Origin of the sequence: Brevibacillus brevis (assembly GCF_001039275.2) — a bacterium.
Classification (GTDB): Bacteria; Bacillota; Bacilli; order Brevibacillales; family Brevibacillaceae; genus Brevibacillus; species Brevibacillus brevis_C.
The window spans coordinates 4,897,932-4,914,160 of record NZ_CP030117.1; the positions used below are offsets into that span (position 1 = coordinate 4,897,932).

At 46.9% G+C, this 16,229-nt stretch carries 16 protein-coding genes; 6 read left to right on the forward strand and 10 right to left on the reverse strand.

Annotated elements, in window-relative coordinates:
• Positions 1 to 153: 153 nt before the first annotated feature.
• Both AB432_RS23665 and AB432_RS23670 read right to left on the reverse strand, forming a co-directional pair.
• On the reverse strand, positions 154 to 909 hold the full coding sequence (locus AB432_RS23665) for a hypothetical protein (protein WP_048034361.1): 756 nt from the start codon (positions 907 to 909) through the stop codon (positions 154 to 156).
• Complete coding sequence (locus tag AB432_RS23670; protein WP_053079622.1) at positions 899 to 1,483, reverse strand: sigma-70 family RNA polymerase sigma factor; 585 nt, start codon at positions 1,481 to 1,483, stop codon at positions 899 to 901. Before AB432_RS23670 ends, AB432_RS23665 begins: the two co-directional genes overlap by 11 nt.
• 128 nt (positions 1,484 to 1,611) lie before the next feature.
• Between AB432_RS23670 and AB432_RS23675 the strand changes: the two genes are divergently transcribed.
• Positions 1,612 to 2,007 carry a hypothetical protein gene (locus AB432_RS23675; RefSeq protein ID WP_048034362.1) on the forward strand — a complete coding sequence of 132 codons (396 nt, stop codon included), beginning with the start codon at positions 1,612 to 1,614 and terminating at the stop codon, positions 2,005 to 2,007.
• 104 nt (positions 2,008 to 2,111) lie between these two features.
• Here AB432_RS23675 and AB432_RS23680 read toward each other — a convergent pair whose 3' ends face one another.
• The 4 genes from AB432_RS23680 to AB432_RS23695 all read right to left on the reverse strand — a co-directional run bounded on the left by AB432_RS23680 (position 2,112) and on the right by AB432_RS23695 (position 6,560).
• Positions 2,112 to 2,987 (reverse strand): pentapeptide repeat-containing protein, encoded by an 876-nt coding sequence (locus AB432_RS23680; protein WP_048034363.1) that lies wholly within the window; start codon positions 2,985 to 2,987, stop codon positions 2,112 to 2,114.
• 73 nt (positions 2,988 to 3,060) lie between these two features.
• A complete protein-coding gene (gene spoIIP / locus AB432_RS23685; protein ID WP_048034364.1) occupies positions 3,061 to 4,794 on the reverse strand; it encodes a stage II sporulation protein P in 1,734 nt (577 codons plus the stop codon).
• 233 nt (positions 4,795 to 5,027) lie between these two features.
• Entirely contained in the window at positions 5,028 to 5,972 is a 945-nt protein-coding gene (locus tag AB432_RS23690) for a GNAT family N-acetyltransferase (RefSeq protein ID WP_048034365.1), read from the reverse strand.
• Positions 5,973 to 6,350: 378 nt separating this feature from the next.
• A complete protein-coding gene (locus AB432_RS23695) occupies positions 6,351 to 6,560 on the reverse strand; it encodes a hypothetical protein (protein ID WP_048034366.1) in 210 nt (69 codons plus the stop codon).
• Between the two features lie 166 nt (positions 6,561 to 6,726).
• Between AB432_RS23695 and AB432_RS23700 the strand changes: the two genes are divergently transcribed.
• On the forward strand, positions 6,727 to 7,245 hold the full coding sequence (locus tag AB432_RS23700; RefSeq protein ID WP_048034367.1) for an acyl-CoA thioesterase: 519 nt from the start codon (positions 6,727 to 6,729) through the stop codon (positions 7,243 to 7,245).
• A 72-nt stretch (positions 7,246 to 7,317) separates the two neighbouring features.
• On the opposite strand, the gene AB432_RS23705 is transcribed toward AB432_RS23700, so the two are convergent.
• Together AB432_RS23705 and AB432_RS23710 are read right to left on the reverse strand one after the other, a co-directional pair.
• Positions 7,318 to 8,934, reverse strand: a complete 1,617-nt coding sequence (locus AB432_RS23705; protein WP_048034368.1) for a peptide ABC transporter substrate-binding protein — start codon at positions 8,932 to 8,934, stop codon at positions 7,318 to 7,320.
• Positions 8,935 to 8,993: 59 nt separating this feature from the next.
• Positions 8,994 to 9,491 carry a GNAT family N-acetyltransferase gene (locus AB432_RS23710; RefSeq protein ID WP_048034369.1) on the reverse strand — a complete coding sequence of 166 codons (498 nt, stop codon included), beginning with the start codon at positions 9,489 to 9,491 and terminating at the stop codon, positions 8,994 to 8,996.
• A gap of 37 nt (positions 9,492 to 9,528) precedes the next feature.
• On the opposite strand from AB432_RS23710, the gene AB432_RS23715 reads away from it, so the two are divergent.
• Positions 9,529 to 9,711, forward strand: coding sequence for a hypothetical protein (locus AB432_RS23715; RefSeq protein ID WP_048034370.1), 183 nt, complete (start codon positions 9,529 to 9,531; stop codon positions 9,709 to 9,711).
• Between the two features lie 50 nt (positions 9,712 to 9,761).
• Here the strand turns inward: AB432_RS23715 and AB432_RS23720 are convergent, their stop codons facing one another.
• The gene (locus tag AB432_RS23720; RefSeq protein ID WP_048034371.1) at positions 9,762 to 12,674 is read right to left on the reverse strand and encodes a WG repeat-containing protein; all 2,913 of its coding nucleotides are present in this window, start codon (positions 12,672 to 12,674) and stop codon (positions 9,762 to 9,764) included.
• A gap of 203 nt (positions 12,675 to 12,877) precedes the next feature.
• On the opposite strand from AB432_RS23720, the gene AB432_RS23725 reads away from it, so the two are divergent.
• Positions 12,878 to 13,939, forward strand: coding sequence for an AI-2E family transporter (locus tag AB432_RS23725; RefSeq protein ID WP_048034372.1), 1,062 nt, complete (start codon positions 12,878 to 12,880; stop codon positions 13,937 to 13,939).
• A 51-nt stretch (positions 13,940 to 13,990) separates the two neighbouring features.
• Here the strand turns inward: AB432_RS23725 and AB432_RS23730 are convergent, their stop codons facing one another.
• Complete coding sequence (locus tag AB432_RS23730) at positions 13,991 to 14,875, reverse strand: NAD(P)-dependent oxidoreductase (RefSeq protein WP_048034373.1); 885 nt, start codon at positions 14,873 to 14,875, stop codon at positions 13,991 to 13,993.
• 191 nt (positions 14,876 to 15,066) lie between these two features.
• Between AB432_RS23730 and AB432_RS23735 the strand changes: the two genes are divergently transcribed.
• Positions 15,067 to 15,765, forward strand: coding sequence for a cyclic nucleotide-binding domain-containing protein (locus AB432_RS23735; protein WP_048034374.1), 699 nt, complete (start codon positions 15,067 to 15,069; stop codon positions 15,763 to 15,765).
• Positions 15,766 to 15,788: 23 nt separating this feature from the next.
• Positions 15,789 to 16,217 (forward strand): DMT family transporter, encoded by a 429-nt coding sequence (locus AB432_RS23740; protein WP_048034375.1) that lies wholly within the window; start codon positions 15,789 to 15,791, stop codon positions 16,215 to 16,217.
• The last annotated feature ends 12 nt before the right edge of the window (positions 16,218 to 16,229 follow it).

A 16,229-nucleotide genomic window follows, 5' to 3' on the forward strand; every position in this document is an offset into this window, starting at 1 on the left:
ACCCTGTATATTTCCGGTCATGTATAATTGTAGCAGGACTTTTGACCCTAGAGGGTGTCCGATTCGTTACATGATTTTTAACACTCTGTGACGGCACATAGAAAAATGGGCCCTGTTACTAGGCCCATCTTGAAGGAAACGGTTAACAACCGCTTATTTTTTGACGGATTTCGTTGACAAGGAATCAATGATGTTGCCGATAGTAGCAGCATCAAAGCTCTTCTCTGCCATCTGGTACAGCTCGTACGTGAATCCTTCATGCTCCCAAATCACGATCCCGTTGGCGAAATATACCTTTTTCCCGCCAATGGTTTCGATCTTGACACCCTCTGTCGTGTTGATGCCGTTTTCGCCACCGTTTGAAATCAACAAGGAAATAAACTCGTTCTCTTTTTTATACTGAATTTCTACCATACCCTTGCCATGAACGACCGTGTTTTTATAGGAATAATGCTCTGACAACCATGTCGGTGCCGGAAAGTCCATTTCGCTGGCTGCGCGTGCTTCTTCCAATGTCATCTGTGGGGGGGCCTTGTGTTCTACAGGTATCTCGATTCCTTGGGTATTGGACTGTGTAGCAGGCAGCTCTTTATCATATTGGGTAATTTCCATGTTCCCGACCTGAAAGCGTGCCAAGATCGTCTGGAGCATTCCTTGGGCAAACGATGTAGTCGAGAATGCCCCTAAAAGGCAAACAACAGCAACAGCACTAACGGTAGCAGCTTTCCATTTATTCGTTTTCATATTGATCCCGTCCTTTTTGCTATCATGTAGTTGTATGTTTCCTGATTCCAATTTGAATTTCAGCCGATTATATATGTTGGCTTTTGGAGTGGCGTCATCTAGTTCCAGATCAGTAAGCAAGTCGGTGAGTTCACGAAAATCGTCTAGATCATGCTTACTCTTCATAACGGAAGCCTCCTTTTTGCAATTCCATTTGCAGCTTTTTCAAGCATCTGTAGAGCACGACGCCAATATTTGAACCACTGACACCCAGAAGTTCTGCAATTTCTGCGTTTTTAAGACCAGCCGCATATTTCATGGCGATGATATTGCGCTCCTTGTCACTCAGCTTCGCCAGTGCTCGAAATAAGGCTTGATGATTATCGTCGCGGATCACGATGTCCTCCGGTGACGACTTCGGCAAGACCAGATTCAGAATCGAATCCAATGAAAAGCTGATTCTTTTCTTCTGTGAGCGGAAGTAATCTGTCACTGCGTTTCTGGCGATCGCAAACAACCAGACCTCAAAGTTTGATTTATCCGGCGAAAAGCTGCTGTATTTTGCTATCACCATTTCAAACACATGACTGCATATTTCTTCTGCTGCATAGTGATTGTTGATCCGATAGCAGATATATTTGTAGACGCGCTTATAATAAGCACCATAAATTTGGGCAAAAGTTTCGGTCGACATGCTTTCCGCTTGCCTTTCATGTTCTTCGTTTTGGCAGATGCCTGTGTTCACTTGGGCAATCTCCAACTACTTCCCCTCCCTTCTGGATGGAATAAACAAATTGCGCAATTTGTTTGGTTGTGAGCCTCACGATAGTTAATACGGCAAAAGTAGAAATGTATTAACAACGTTTTTCAAAGATCGGAGGAATTAACATGTGGATACCCTATCAAGAAATAAGGAGGCACCCCGCTGATTTTCGGGTGAAGTATCGATTTTACTCTGAAAATGAAGGCGGAAGAAAGGTGACGCCGTTTCAAGGATATCGAAGTGATTTTTCTTACCATGGAGATGACACGAGCATAACAGGCATCTTTGCCATCCATCCTGAATTTGAGGATGATCACGGAGAAATCATTTTAGATAACACAAGCCCAGTTCCTACAGAAGGAACAGCTCGCATGTGGATTCTTTTCCCCCAAATGCGAAAAGAGGTTCACACAAAAAGAATGGAGCTGGGTGTGCTCGGATATTTTATGGAAGGTGCAAGAAAAGTAGCGGTAGTCGAAGTGATAGAAATAGTTGGGTTACATTCAAATCCAACCTCGTAAAAAATACGTCTTCTCTTGGAGGGAATCACATGTCTGGCGAAAGTAGTGTTGAATCAATAATAAAAGCAGACCATCCACATCGGACAGTCTGCTTTTTGCAAGCTTTATGCTTGGGAATGAGCCCAGTGCGGTGGGCGCGTGAATGAAGGTGGCAGCTTGGTGCTTGCATCGCCCTTCGCCGCGTTGAGCTGAACCTGCGTGAGAAACAACGTCTCCGTCAAGTTCGCTCCGCTCACATCTGTATCGCGAAAATCTGCACCAATGAGGTCAGCTCCCCGCAAATCTGCTCCTCTCAGATCAGCAGCAATCAAATAAGCGCCGCGCAATTGAGCTCCTCGTAAATCAGCACCTTTGAGCTTGGCACCGATGAGATCAGCGCCTCGGCCATAGGTTTTTCCTTGCTTGCCCCCTTTGTACTTGGCAAGCGCGTCCTTACGTACCCATTCACTTGTCTGCAACAATAGTTCGTTAACTTTTGCTCGATGAAAAGCGATGTCCAGCTTCAGGATGTCCTCAGGACTGTGATCCGTCAGGCGTTGTGTCTCCGCCAACGCTTCCTTCAATGCAGGATGGAGGGACTGGGCAGCTTGCTTGGTCAACGCCTCCGTTAAATACCAAAGAAGCTCGTGAAGCTGCCACATGATCGGAAATACTTCGTACATTTGCTTCGCTGATCCGGATTCTTTACGCCAATCTTGGCCGCCATAAGTGACTTGAGACACCTTTTGACCAGCTCCAAAGCAATCGTAGACCGTACATCCGCGAAAGCCGATGTCCCTCAGCTTTGTGTGTACACCACATCGGAAGTCTGCCTGTAAGTTACTACAGGGCTTGCCTGCGTCTTTATTGATGGCAAAGTCAGAGGAAGCAGCAAAAGGCAATGCCACACAGCACAAGCCAAAGCAGCTTTCACAGTCCCCCTGAAGATGACGACGACTTTTATCGTCAGTTGATTGTATGTGTTCTTGATGCGTAGCCATAAATGATCCTCCTGGAAAAAAACACGATTCTCTCGCATGTGGCGAAAAGAATCGTGCTACTTTTATTGACCGTTTATTGGAATGCAATTTGAGATTCGATCAGGTAATTCCCAAAGACTTCGGCAAAGGCTTCTGCAGTATTATAGCCTTCTTCCAAGGTGTTGTTCGTACCACCGAATTCCAAAAGCAGGGCTCCCTCGGAAATGGACTGATTGTACACGCCGTTCCCTTGGTTTGAGCCTTTCAGGATAATCCCCCGCGACAAACCTGGATAAGAGGCTTCCAGACGGGCGTGCAGCTCTTCCGCCAGCTTTTTGTTCGCCAGATGGTTCGGATTCGCTGTTCCGATTACAAACAGCATCCGGGAATAGGTTTTGCCATTGATCGTGATCGCTACCTTGCTGCGTGGCTCATCACTGTCCCGATGAATATCGAAAATGTACTGCAAGTGTGGACTGGTTGCTGCCGCTGCCGCTACCGCCTTGTACGACTCGGAATAAGACATCGAGTAGCTTTTATTTTGTTCCCTCAATCTTTGAGCGAAATCGTCCTGGCTCGCCATTGCCGAAATGCCTCTTCCTTGCAACAGCTCGCCCAGCCTTTTCCCAACAAGCGTGATGTTGATCTCAGTATCATCTACCGAGCTTCCTTGTTGGTTCCGTGCTACATTTCGCCAAGACTCACGGTTATGGGTATGATAGATATACACTTTCTCGTTTCCAATCATCCCATTGTTGTACTCGTACGTTGCTCCTGTCGGTGGCAGAGTACCAGCTGGTTGAATCTTCTCTACGATCCACCCTGCGATATAGGCAGTCGAATTGTCTGCCAGCCTGATGATGTACCAGTCTCCTGCTGTTTGTACAACCGGGAATACTTGTCCGGGTTGAACGGTTCCAATTATAGCATGATCGGTTGAGGGACCGTTGCGGATGTTGGAATCAGGATTTTTGACACGAATCTGTAGTTCTTGTACAGAGGGAGGCGTTGTTGTTGGCAAAGTCGCTGGTACCCCCGGTGTTGAACTCGGCAATGATGGAGCTGTCCCAGTCTGTTCCATTGGTTTGAAAATATAGGCATAGGTACCGTTGAAGTTGATGGTATACCAACCATTTGCATATCCGTAATGGTTGATCGTCATCCCACCATGGATTTGACCAATGACGGTACCAAGAATATCTGGCTGCGCATAAACTTCATAGCCTTCCGTTAATACGATTGTCCCTTGTTCGAATCCACTCCCTGTATTGGATGGGAGTACAGGAGGGGGCGGTGCTGGAATTGTTGTCGGATCCGGGATTTGTGCCGGTACCTGGGGTGGTTTTGGTGCTGGTGCCGTTGTCTCCGTCAAATAACTGGCTTTCACCCAGCCGTTCTTTTGATCAGACAGCTTAATTTGTGCCCATTCCCCTTGCTTTCTCATTTGCAAAAACACACCGTTTTTGTCGATGATCTGCAAAATTTGTGCAGTGGCATTTGGTTCTGCCCGAACATTCAGCATGTCCACATTGCTTTTGACATATTTGATCTGTGGAACTTCTATCATCTTCACATACTTATTATTGACCCATCCGGTATTGCCGTTCGGCAGCTTTACCTGCGTCCAATCTTTTTGCTGTTTGGTGATTGGCAACCGCGTGGCTTTTTTGAGTGTTGCGACAATCTGGGTAGTCGTACCTGGCTCGCTTCGAATATTTAACTGATCGACCGCCACTTCTACATGGGTGGCCGCTCGCGCAATGGACAGAGGCATCAGCAAAATCAAGAAGAAAACAGCTAGCAAGCTGACATTTACTCGTAAAAGCAAGTTCCTCGTTCCCCTCTGTTTTTCTCTTATTTTTGGAAAATCCAGCTAATAGAAAGAACTTCTCGATTCGTCCGCATATTCCTTCATGTTTTGACATCTTTTGCTCTCAAAACAGCAATATCGTCACGATCATTCTATCTCCTGAAAATAGTGACGTTTTTGCTAGAAAAAAGTTACAGAAAAAAGGATGAAGCAAAAAGCTTCACCCTTTTTCTTTCGACGCTATCTCCTTCCTACCATTTCGCTGCCCAAGCTTCTATCTCCACTTTGAGCGAAGGGACTGCCAATGCCGGGACGTAAGACATGGTCATCGCTGGCGGTGTCCCCCCGTGGAACTTCTCCCACACCTGATTAAAATGCCTCCAATCCATTTCTTCGGTTGCCCATATATTGATTTTGATGATATGGTCCGCAGTTACTGACTCACTTTCGAAATTGCGCAGTATGTTTTGTAGCGTGTTTTCTACTTGTTCTTTCATTTCTGTCGGCAACTCTCCGTGCTGGTCCATCCCTACTTGCCCAGAAAGTACGAGCAAATCAGCTCCTTTTGGAACGACGGTCAGATGTGTATAGGATCCCATAGGCGGAGCAACTGTACTAGGATTTTTGCGCTGAACCTTGGGCTTCACCTGATCGGTTTGCTCTTCTTTCACGATCGCCAGTGTTTGATGATCTTCCCACCGACCATTGATTTTCACGTTTTTCTTGGCAAGCCCTTCCTTGTGAAAACCAGCCTTTAGCAGTACCTTGATCGAGCCTATATTATGCGGCATCACGCCTGCTTCCAAACGGTGAAGACCTAATGTCTCGAAGGCATATGCCACGACGAGCTTTACCGCTTCGGTCATGTAGCCTTTTCCATTATGCTCTTTGTCCAGGAAGTAGCCGATCCAGCAGCTTTGCAGATTCTCTCTTACGACCTCTGAGAGGATGACTTCCCCAATGATTTCATCCTTTCCTTTTTCCGCAATGACAAAGACGTACCCTCTGTCTTCTTCTTTTAAAGCCACCACGCTCTTAATTCTGTCGATTTGTCCTTCCAGCGTATAAAATGCCTCTTCTCTCTTCCCAGTGAAGTTTTGAAAGAAGTCTTTGTTTCTCACTTCAAGCGCCAAGAGGCTCTGTGCATCTGATTCCTGTACCAGTCTTACGTAAATGTTCTCTCCGTTTCCTTGCATACAATCCATCTCCCTTTTTTCGAAATAAAAAAACACCACAGGAAATCCTGCGGTGCCCTAAAAAGAAAACCACAGGAAGCGACCTGTGGCGTTTTTCCACTGTATCCTGATGAATCCCACTCCATCAAAGGATGGTCGCTATATCCGTTTTTGGACATACTTCTCCCGTGATTTAGTCAGATCAAAGAAAACAGCGGTGGAGTATCCAATTCCTTTTGGCAAAGACATTAATGATCTTTTTTTCATGTGGATACCCTCCTTTCCGCTGTTTTTGTGCATACAATTTCGATATAGGGACGGTCGTAGCAACAACCGTTACATATTTATCCATAAACTACTCCACCAGTATAGCGGCAAATGACATTCGTGGCAACAGCATTAGTGTCTCTTTTTGCCGTTTTGCCAAAGCATAAACACATTCGCAATGGAGGTCAGTACAAGTAGACCCAACAGGATGTTTGTGACAATCAATGTGTTCGTCAAATGCTGAATGGGTGCATGAATAACAGATAAAACGCTCATCAGCTTGTTCGGAATATCATTGATCGAGGCGATAAGATTATTGAAATACTGCACATAATCCCCCAAACGGAACCCCCCCTCTCGCATACCTTATCCCGTCCATAGCCTTTGATAAAATTCGCCGTCTTACTCCAACGAAGAGGAATATATCCATTTTTTTGTGGAACAATGAAAAGGAGAGAAGATTGTCATCATTCATAATCCGATTGCAAGAAAGAAGGGAGCTACCTTTATGACGATTCAACGTTTTGTTCGGGAGTCGCGCACGTTCAAAGCAAGCCATGTGCTGCCCCCGGATACGAACAATCACAATACGCTGTTCGGCGGCAGGCTGATGGCGCATATCGACGATGTTGCTGCGATCTCTGCCATGAAGCATGCCCGTGGACCAGTCGTTACTGCTTCTACTGATTCAGTCGACTTTTTGCAGCCCATCCGGGTGGACAATGAGGTTGCACTCGAAGCCTTCGTCACATGGACGCATAACACGTCGATGGAGGTATTTGTCAAAATTGTTGCGGAAGATTTGCTAACGGGCATTCGATGCGTCTGTGCAACGTCTTTTCTGACGTTTGTCGCGATTGGCGAGGATGGGCGACCTACCCCCGTGCCCCAGATCGTGCCGGAGACGGAAGAGGAAGTATTCCTGCACAATGGTGCGGACGAGCGAGCTGCGGCACGTAAAATCAGACGCAAGGATAACAAGCATCTCGCGGATATGCTTGGGACCAGACGTCCTTGGGAGCCGTGATTTGACACCCATAAACGAAAAAAAGTCCCTTTCCTTTTAGCAGGAAGGGGACTCTCTTGTGTTTTTTACGCCTTATTCTTTGGAAGCCCACTTGTAATCGACCACGCCTTGATGATCCATGACAACATCTTTTAGCTTCTCATCTTGAACCCAATGTCTGGTATAAAAGTATACCGGAGCAACGGGCATTTCCTCCATCAGGATCGCTTCTGCCTGGGCCAGCAGCTGCTTTCGTTTCTCAGAATCTTTCTCCGTCACGGATTGATTCAAAAGCTCTTGATACTTTTTGTTTTCCCATCCGGTATCGTTGCTGCTACCATCCTTCTCCTTGAATAGCTCCAAATAGTTGCTCGGATCATTGTAATCTGCATGCCAGCCCGTCCGTGCAATCTGATACTTGCCATTCTTTATATCTTCCAAAAACACTTTCCATTCTTCATCATTCAGTGTGACATCCACACCCAGTGTTTGCTTCCACTGCTTTTGAATCGTTTCTGCGATCAAGCGATGATGCTCGGACTTGTTATAGGACAAGGTTATTGGCGGGAGCTTTGTCATTCCCAGCTCCTTTATACCCTCGGCCAGCAGCTTTTTCGCTGTCTCCTGATCGTTATCCTTGAAGTAGCCATCCTTTTTCAGGTTCATCGTAGGTGGCAGAGCACCTGTAGCAGGTATTTGCACACCATCGAGCAGCACATCATCAATCGCCTGACGATTCATTGCATAGGCAAACGCCTTGCGAATCTTTGCGTTGGTAAACGGTGCCTGCTCGGTGTTGAACTTGTACCAGTAAACACCTGCAATCGGCTTTGTTTGCAATATTTCTTTGTAATTCAGTGCTGGCAACGCCTCGACGGGTAGAGATCCGAACGGAGCGCCTGCCCAGTCAGACTTGTAATTATCGAACATATAGAGCTGTGTATTCTCATCCTGAATCACGTCAAATTCCAGCTTGTCCAGCTTCACAGCCGCTTTATCCCAATACAGGTCGTTTTTGACCACCGTAATTTTTTCTTTATCTGCGGAAACTAATTTGAAAGGTCCGTTCCCGACATGTGTCGCAGCTTCTCGGAACCAACCCGGGTTTTTCTCATCGACCTTTTTGTTCACCGGATAAAAAATCGGTTTGGCCGTTACCTCTGTAAAATATGGTGTAGGCTGCTCCAACTCCACGCGCAATGTCTTGGCATCGATTGCTTTTACTCCTACCTCGTCTAGCTTCAACTTGCCTGTGTTGGCTTGCTCCGCATTTTTGATGGAATAGAGCAAGTAAGAATACGTACTATCTGTTTCCGGGTCTAGCACACGCTTCCAAGCATATTCGAAATCATTGGCAGTGACTGGATCACCATTGCTCCACTTCGCCTCACGTAAATGAAACGTATATGTTTTCCTATCATCTGATACGTCTATTTTCTGGGCGATTGATGGCTGAACTTTTCCATCTGGACCTAAGCGGACCAACCCATCAAACATCGTATGCATCACAGAAAACATCGCTTCATCCTCAGCCATTGCGGGGGCCAATTGGCCTGGCTGATCAATCAGGTTCAAACGCAAAACCTTATGTAAAGAGGTAGAACTTGTTTCCTGAGATTTTACTTCGTTCGCTGAAGCATATCCGACGGAGGAAACCAGCACTCCTGTCGACACCAGAAGCTTCGCAATGATCTTACCTTGACGTTTCATCTCAATCCCCCACTTCACTCTATTAACAAACTTTCCATACAATACCAAATTATCACTTATTAGACAACAAACAAGCGATAGTGAAGAAAATCATCCGCGCTATCTGGCTCCATGTCATGGGGCTCGAATCCATTTTTCAACAACACTTTTTGCGAGGAGATGTTATCCGTTGTTGTTTTTGCACAGATCATTCTGACATTCAAGTGGGGAACATGCCCCTCTAAAAAGACCTTCAGTGCCTGTGAAGCCACTCCTTTTCCAGCGGTATCTTCCCCGACTCGATAGCCGAGATGTCCGATTCGGTCGTCTTTCTCAATGTCTACCAAATTCATTCTGCCCAAGATGTCACCTTGGCTGTTTTTGATGAGGCCAAAAAACGAGATTCCTTGCGCCTGCTCGTCGAGTAAGGCTTGCAGACCTCGTAAAAAATGTTCATATTGGTAATAAGCGTCTCCCCGACTGGGAACCGATTTTTCAAAAAAGACGCGATTGCGCACTTCAAATTGAAACAAGCTGGCTGCATCTTGTATGCTTAATTTTTCGATCGTAATTATCATGGGGAAGTATCCTTTCTTGAATTGAGGTGGAATGAATATGACAGTTGCTTATTTGGAAGAAGGCACGTTTATCGCCTTTATTGCCTTTACGATATTTTTCTTTGTCGCTTACAAGCTCGATCAGATTTCGTTTGTCTCGTTCATTGTGTCCGTAGCCGTCTCGGCTTGCGTTCACGCTGCCTTCTATGTACTAATTGTAAAATATTGGCCGTTTTTTTAATAGCACGAAAAAGGCGCAGGATGAACACCTGCGCCTGTACATTTCTCTGCTCACAGCTTCGCTTCATAGGCCGCAAGCAATTGAGCCGCTTGCTTGTTGTACTGATTGACCAAGCCTTGAATGGCTTTCTGCCACTCAGCTTGTGGGAGCGGCACTGGCAGTTGATCGGCCGGCTTGCCGTTCACGATCAGGGCTGTTGTGAGCATTTGCTGTTGTGCGTCACTGAGAGAAGCCGTCGTCAACACCTTTGGCTTGAGCACTTTCTTTCCTTTCAGGGAACGCATGAGCTCTGTCATCAAGATGTGCTGATACTCCGCGTACAAATTCATCGTCATGTGGTAGCTCATTCCCTCACGCACCGGTACAATTCCCCGCTTCTGTGCCCACTCCATCACCTGTGGCGTCGTCATCGCTTGACTTGTTTTGCCCGTCGCCATGAAATAGGCCACTCGGAACATATCTTCGTCGCTCATGACAGAACGATTCTCATCGGCTTTGATGATCCCCTTGGACACCAGTTCTGAAAGTACCGCTTGCTTGCCTGCATCCTTCGACAGATTCAAATAAAGCGCCAGATTGGCAAAAAAATGGCTCTCGCTGTTGCCACCAGCTGGCCAGCTATACGGTTTGCCGAAATCGATCAGCTCAAGCGGGCGTTGTCGCATCGTATCCGAGTAGGCCGAAAACGATTGGAATGTGATCGGACTATACGAAATCACTGGTTTTTTCGTCAGGAATCTTGTCATAAACAGCTCTTGCCCACTTTGACTGAGATAACCGAACTGATCTTTGGTTGTGAATACATAAGGCGTCTGATGATCTGCCTTGCTCCACACCTGTGGGAATACTTTGCTTGTTGGCAAAATCGCCTCATATTTGGCCGCTGTCAGCACCTTTCCTTCCAGCGACATAAGGCCGTACAATCCCGTCTTCTTGTCCTGGTAGGCAATGGCACCCGTCTTGAGATCATATAAGTGCATATACTTCATGGACTGATAATCGCCCGTGCTTAAGCGGATCAACTGCGGTGAATAGACATCCCATCCTGTAGTGGACTGGATCAATACCCGATCAAAATAAGATTCCGTGTGAAAACCTTTCACGCTAGTGAGCTTGTTAGCGAGCTGGTTCCCTTCTTGCGCCCATACATCCAGCGTGCCGTCCAACCGTGCTGTCATCGCGATCTTTTGATTTTGTACCATCATTTCGTTTGCATCTCGATACACAAAATCGCTCAAGACCTGGAGCTGCCCGCCATCGGCCTTGATCATCGCCATTCCGACATTCCCCGCTTTCACACCCATGGTGTATACGGAATCAGCAACTTTGATCAAGGTGAGAGGCGGTCTGTCGTTGCCTGACTTCCACACCGCGACTTTGATCTCCGTAGTCAACAGCTTGCCCTCAGGGGTATAAAGATCCGCCCAATCGTGATCCATTGCAACGATGAGATTGGTATCGGAATCCATATAGACAGATTGATAGGGCTTGCTGATTGGTTGGTTCGTCTTGCGGTCCACAATCATCTCGCCTTTTCCCGGCTCATACTTTTTCGTTAAATCATCGGACAACGGATTGGGATTGACAGCTTCTCTTTGTTTCCCACTGATGCTGTATCGCAGCAACTTTCCATCCGGCTCTGTCACCAGCACCTCCCCCGTTACTCCCTCGTGGCGAATGATTCGATTCTCAACAGGAGACAGGACCAAGCCTTCATCTTCAGAATAAAGTCCGACTTTGTTTCCGTCCTTAATGCTAAGCATGCTGTAGCTGCCCAACGTCACATACGAGTCGAACCAAAAATCTGGCTCCTTGACTTCTTTTCCCCAGCCTGGGAGGATCGCTTTTTTTCCATCGCTGCGGACGAGCAAGCGTGCAGCTGGCGGACCTTCTACCGAAGAATAAGTGAATGGTATGACCGTTCCTCCTCCAACCTGGGCGACTCCGTACAGATTCGTCTTAGGGTCCTGTCCCAACACGTAGCTGCCATGCAAGTACTGAGCTCCTTTTTTCAATGGGTGCGACGTACCTTTGGACTTGGAATGATACGTGATGACATCTCCAGAAACCGTGTAGTACATATCCGGATTGTTATGCTCGAACCCGACTTCTTTGTAAATGGGCTCTGCCAGCATCCGTCCGTCCTTCCACAGCCCTTGTCCCTTGGGTCCGATCACCTGAAAGTAGCCATTGTTCCAAGCATAAATCGCAGTGTATTTCGGCTCTAGTACGTACTTGCCAATGCGATCGATCAAGCCTTCTTTTCCACCGGATCGTACCTTGAGATACGCGGTGTCTGGACCGCCTTCGTTTGGAATCAGTTCTGCTTTTGGCAGCGCAAACAGCTTTTTGCCGGAAGCAGGATCGTACATGATGAGCTCTTTGGGAGTAGTCGCGACGAAATACCGCTTTTTCTCCGCCTCTTTATTTTCCGTCTGATCAGGAGCAACGAGTTGTACCATCGACAGCTTACCTGCAACTGGCGAAATCAGCACCTTTCCATCTACATGGAGCACCATAGATGATTTTCCCAAGAACATAATCGCTGTTCCCTGCTCATTGGATAAACGATACGGATGCGCCCCAGCAAATTTCATGGTTGACAGCTTATGCGTCTTCAAATCGATATATTGGAACCAGCCGCCTTTTTGAACAATCGCGATATTTTTGGAATCCGGAATGTCGATATAATCCCAAATCGCAGGAGTTATTTCCTTCCCTGTCCGCACGTCGAGAATTCCTTTTTTACCGTTCTTTGTTACGATCATGTTTTGGGAAAATAGCTCAAAATCATCATAAATAGCCTGTGTGACCAGCTTGTTACCGTCCGTAAAACCGATCTTGTAGTCAGTTATATACGGCTGAATCTGGGAAAACGTAGCCGCATGGACAGAAGAAGTCCACGCACTTGCCCCGAGTATGACCGCGGTAACCAGACTCACGGTTTTTGTTTTTATGTTCATTGGTGATTAGCCTCCCTTGGCAAACATTCCCTTCCTTTGACGCTTCGTAGGGTGAAATAGTTTCGCTGCACTTTTTCAAACAACTGGAACCTTTTCTTTCCGTCCACTCGCTTTTAAGCGTGCTATAATTGTTCACACCGACGCAGTATAATCATCGTATACGGATGGGAGTGCTGAAAAGAGCACTTGGAAAGGATGTTCCCATGAATTTCTTTGCTGCCGCCTTGCAAAAGCCGGATGTAAGACGATTTGGGATTTTGGCGTTGTTTTGTTTGTTGCTTTACTCCTTGGGAAGTATGCTGAACATGGTTTTGCTGACCTTTTTAGTTACCTATTTAATGAATCGGCTGCATCAATACCTCACGCGTCTCGCACACAAAGTCGTGCCGATCCATCCCAAGCTGATTCTCATTTTTCTCTATATGTTGCTGACGTTCTTTCTCATTGTGGGTGGGATGAAAGCCATTCCAGCGCTGATTCACCAAACCGGACAATTGTTCCATGTCATCGAGCAAGTGTACCACCAAAATCAGCACAATGAGTTTGCCCCCTATCTGATGTCTGTTGTTGGGAAGCTAGATATGAAGGGTATCGTACAAGGCAGCCTTGATTTTCTCGCGGTGGTCAGAAACGTTGGGTTCAATGTCTTTCTGGCGATTATTCTGAGTCTGTTTTTCCTGCTCGGCAAAGACAATGTCGTGACATTTACCGCTCAATTTCGCACGAGTAAATTATCCTGGCTGTACAACGAAATTGCCTATTTCAGCCAAAAATTCATCCTGACCTTTGGCAAAGTAATTGAAACACAGCTGTTGATCGCCTTATTCAATACGACCTTCACCGTCATCGGACTATGGATCATGGGCTTTCCGAATCTATTGGGACTCGCGATCATGGTCTTCATACTGGGGCTCATTCCGGTTGCAGGTGTCGCCATTTCATTGATTCCGCTCAGTGCTATCGCCTATAGTGTCGGTGGTATCGCAACCGTCGTCTATTTGCTCATTTTCATCATGGTGATTCACGCACTTGAGGCCTATGTGTTGAATCCTCGCTTGATGGCAACCAAGACTCACTTGCCGATTTTCTACACATTTGTCGTTCTGATCTTTTCCGAGCATTTCTTTGGGGTATGGGGACTAATTGTCGGGATTCCGTCCTTTGTTTTCTTGCTGGACATCTTAGAAGTGAAGAAAATGGAACAACCCCCTTCCAAAAATAGATCCGTTCCAAAAGATGTACGCGATATACAAGTCAATACGTGACAGATAGACATAAAGAAGGAGCCCCTCGTGAAAAGGGCTCCTTTTTTGTCTTTACTTTCCTTCAAACCATTTGATCAAAGCTTGCGTGCCGCTATCTGCCTCGCCGTTTGCTGCCAGTTCTTCATAGAGCGATTTGGAGAGCGCGAGTCCTGGTGTCATCAGCCCCATTTCCTCCGCTGCTTCCAATGCGATTCCCATGTCCTTGATAAAATGTTTGACGTAAAAGCCAGGTGCGAAGTTGCCCGCGATCATGCGCGGCGCCAGATTCGACAGCGACCAGCTACCAGCCGCACCTGCTCCAATGCTCGTCAGCACTTTCTCTGGGTCCAGACCTGCTTTTTTCGCATACGCAATCGCTTCACACACACCGATCATGTTCGTGGCAATACAAATCTGGTTGCACATTTTGGTATGCTGCCCTGCACCTGGTCCCCCCTGCAACACGACGTTTGTCCCCATGATCGTAAACACTGGCTCCATCGCATCAAATACTTCCTGATCGCCACCAACCATGATAGTCAAACGCGCTTCGCGAGCTCCCACATCTCCACCGGAGACAGGCGCATCCAGGGAATGCAGCTCGTGCTTTTTGGCTTCCTCATAAATATGTTTCGCCAACGACGGCTTCGATGTCGTCATATCGATCAAATAAGTGCCTGGCTTCGCATTTGCTACAATTCCGTCCGCGCCGAGATACACTTCCTCGACATCAGATGGGTAACCGACCATTGTGATGATGACGTTTGCCTCTTTTGCCAGCTCACTGACATGCTCCTTCCAGATCGCACCGGCTGCCAGCAAATCTGCCGCTTTTTCCTTTGTACGCGTATACACCAGCACTGTATATCCTGCTTGCAGAAAATGGTTTGCCATGCTTTTCCCCATGACGCCCGTTCCTACAAATCCAATGATTCTTTCACTTACAGGCAAAACCATGTGAACCACTCCTTCGTTTCTCTCTTTCCTGTTATCTCGACAATGTTACTTCTCGAATCTATCCGAATATTCCTGCTATGCGTCTTTTGTGTTTAACTGGAAAAAAGGACATATGTCCTTTTTTTTCGTGCGCAAATGCCTTTTACTAAAGAGGGTATAACCTGCAAGCAAACGAGCAGGAGGCTTGATACATGAAAGAACTTCACGACCGCACCCTTCTGCATACGCTGGTGCAAAACAGTCCCTTGCCCGATATTTTTGATGCCGCTACTCTCCATGAAATGCGCCTGTATCTGGCTGAGAAGGGTGACATCCTCTGTTCGAAGGGCGATCAGCTTCACTACATGCACTTCATTTTGGAGGGAAAAATCAAAATTTTCACGACGCTTCCTAACGGAAAATCTTTGTTGCTGCGCTTTAACAATCCACTGGCGATTATCGGAGACGTCGAGTACGTCACACAATGCGAGGTCCGCAATACGGTTGAGTTTGTCCATCGCAGTCTCGTGGTCAGTCTCCCCTTCAAAGTTTTGCAGGAAAACTACCAGAACCACCCGCCTTTTTTGCAATTCATTCTTCATAAAATCAGTCACAAGCTGTATACATCATCGAACTCCACCAGCCTGAACCTGCTGTATCCTGTTGAAAATCGCTTTGCCAGCTATTTGCTCTCCACGCTGTCCAGTGATACGGGGTCGACCGCTTCCGAGGAGCTAAAGACGGCGAAGCTGACAGAGGTTGCCGAGCTGTTGGGTACAAGCTACCGACATTTGAACCGGGTGATCCGCAATCTTTGCGCAGCATCCGTGATCGAACGCAAAAAAAGCGCACTGATTATCAAGGATCGAGAAAAAATCAGTGCACTTGCAAGCGGAAACATCTATGAGTAATCAACCATATAGGAGGTCATCTTGTGCAAGGCATTCTCTTTTCGTTACTCGCTGGCGTTTTTATTTGTCTGCAAAGCGTGTTCAATGCGCAAGCCAGTACAAAGCTCGGACTGTGGCAAACCAATGCGATTGTTCATGCGGTAGGTTTCCTTGTATCATTCGCGATCTTTCTCTACGTTCGCGATGGCGATTGGAAAAGCATCGGGGAAGTGAACAAGGTGTATTTGCTAGGAGGCGTTTTCGGGGCACTGATCGTTTTTAGTGTGATGAAAGGCATTACGACTATCGGCCCTGCCTACGCCGTATCGATTCTGCTCATCTCACAATTGCTCGTCGCTCTCCTCATTGATTCTCTCGGCCTGTTCGGTGTGCAAAAGGTTCCGATCACCTTGAACAAAATCATCGGAATCGGCATCATGATCGCAGGCGTAGTGGTTTTCAAACTCAAATAAAGGAGGAGGGCA

What these genes read in the sequence shown, in the direction of transcription:
- AB432_RS23680 (WP_048034363.1), bottom strand. Translation starts at nt 2,987, where the DNA reads ATGGCTACGCATCAAGAACACATACAATCAACTGACGATAAAAGTCGT.
- AB432_RS23720 (WP_048034371.1), bottom strand. Translation starts at nt 12,674, where the DNA reads ATGAACATAAAAACAAAAACCGTGAGTCTGGTTACCGCGGTCATACTC.
- AB432_RS23710 (WP_048034369.1), bottom strand. Translation starts at nt 9,491, where the DNA reads ATGATAATTACGATCGAAAAATTAAGCATACAAGATGCAGCCAGCTTG.
- AB432_RS23735 (WP_048034374.1), top strand. Translation starts at nt 15,067, where the DNA reads ATGAAAGAACTTCACGACCGCACCCTTCTGCATACGCTGGTGCAAAAC.
- AB432_RS23725 (WP_048034372.1), top strand. Translation starts at nt 12,878, where the DNA reads ATGAATTTCTTTGCTGCCGCCTTGCAAAAGCCGGATGTAAGACGATTT.
- AB432_RS23715 (WP_048034370.1), top strand. Translation starts at nt 9,529, where the DNA reads ATGACAGTTGCTTATTTGGAAGAAGGCACGTTTATCGCCTTTATTGCC.
- AB432_RS23690 (WP_048034365.1), bottom strand. Translation starts at nt 5,972, where the DNA reads ATGCAAGGAAACGGAGAGAACATTTACGTAAGACTGGTACAGGAATCA.
- AB432_RS23665 (WP_048034361.1), bottom strand. Translation starts at nt 909, where the DNA reads ATGAAGAGTAAGCATGATCTAGACGATTTTCGTGAACTCACCGACTTG.
- AB432_RS23700 (WP_048034367.1), top strand. Translation starts at nt 6,727, where the DNA reads ATGACGATTCAACGTTTTGTTCGGGAGTCGCGCACGTTCAAAGCAAGC.
- AB432_RS23675 (WP_048034362.1), top strand. Translation starts at nt 1,612, where the DNA reads ATGTGGATACCCTATCAAGAAATAAGGAGGCACCCCGCTGATTTTCGG.
- AB432_RS23730 (WP_048034373.1), bottom strand. Translation starts at nt 14,875, where the DNA reads ATGGTTTTGCCTGTAAGTGAAAGAATCATTGGATTTGTAGGAACGGGC.
- AB432_RS23705 (WP_048034368.1), bottom strand. Translation starts at nt 8,934, where the DNA reads ATGAAACGTCAAGGTAAGATCATTGCGAAGCTTCTGGTGTCGACAGGA.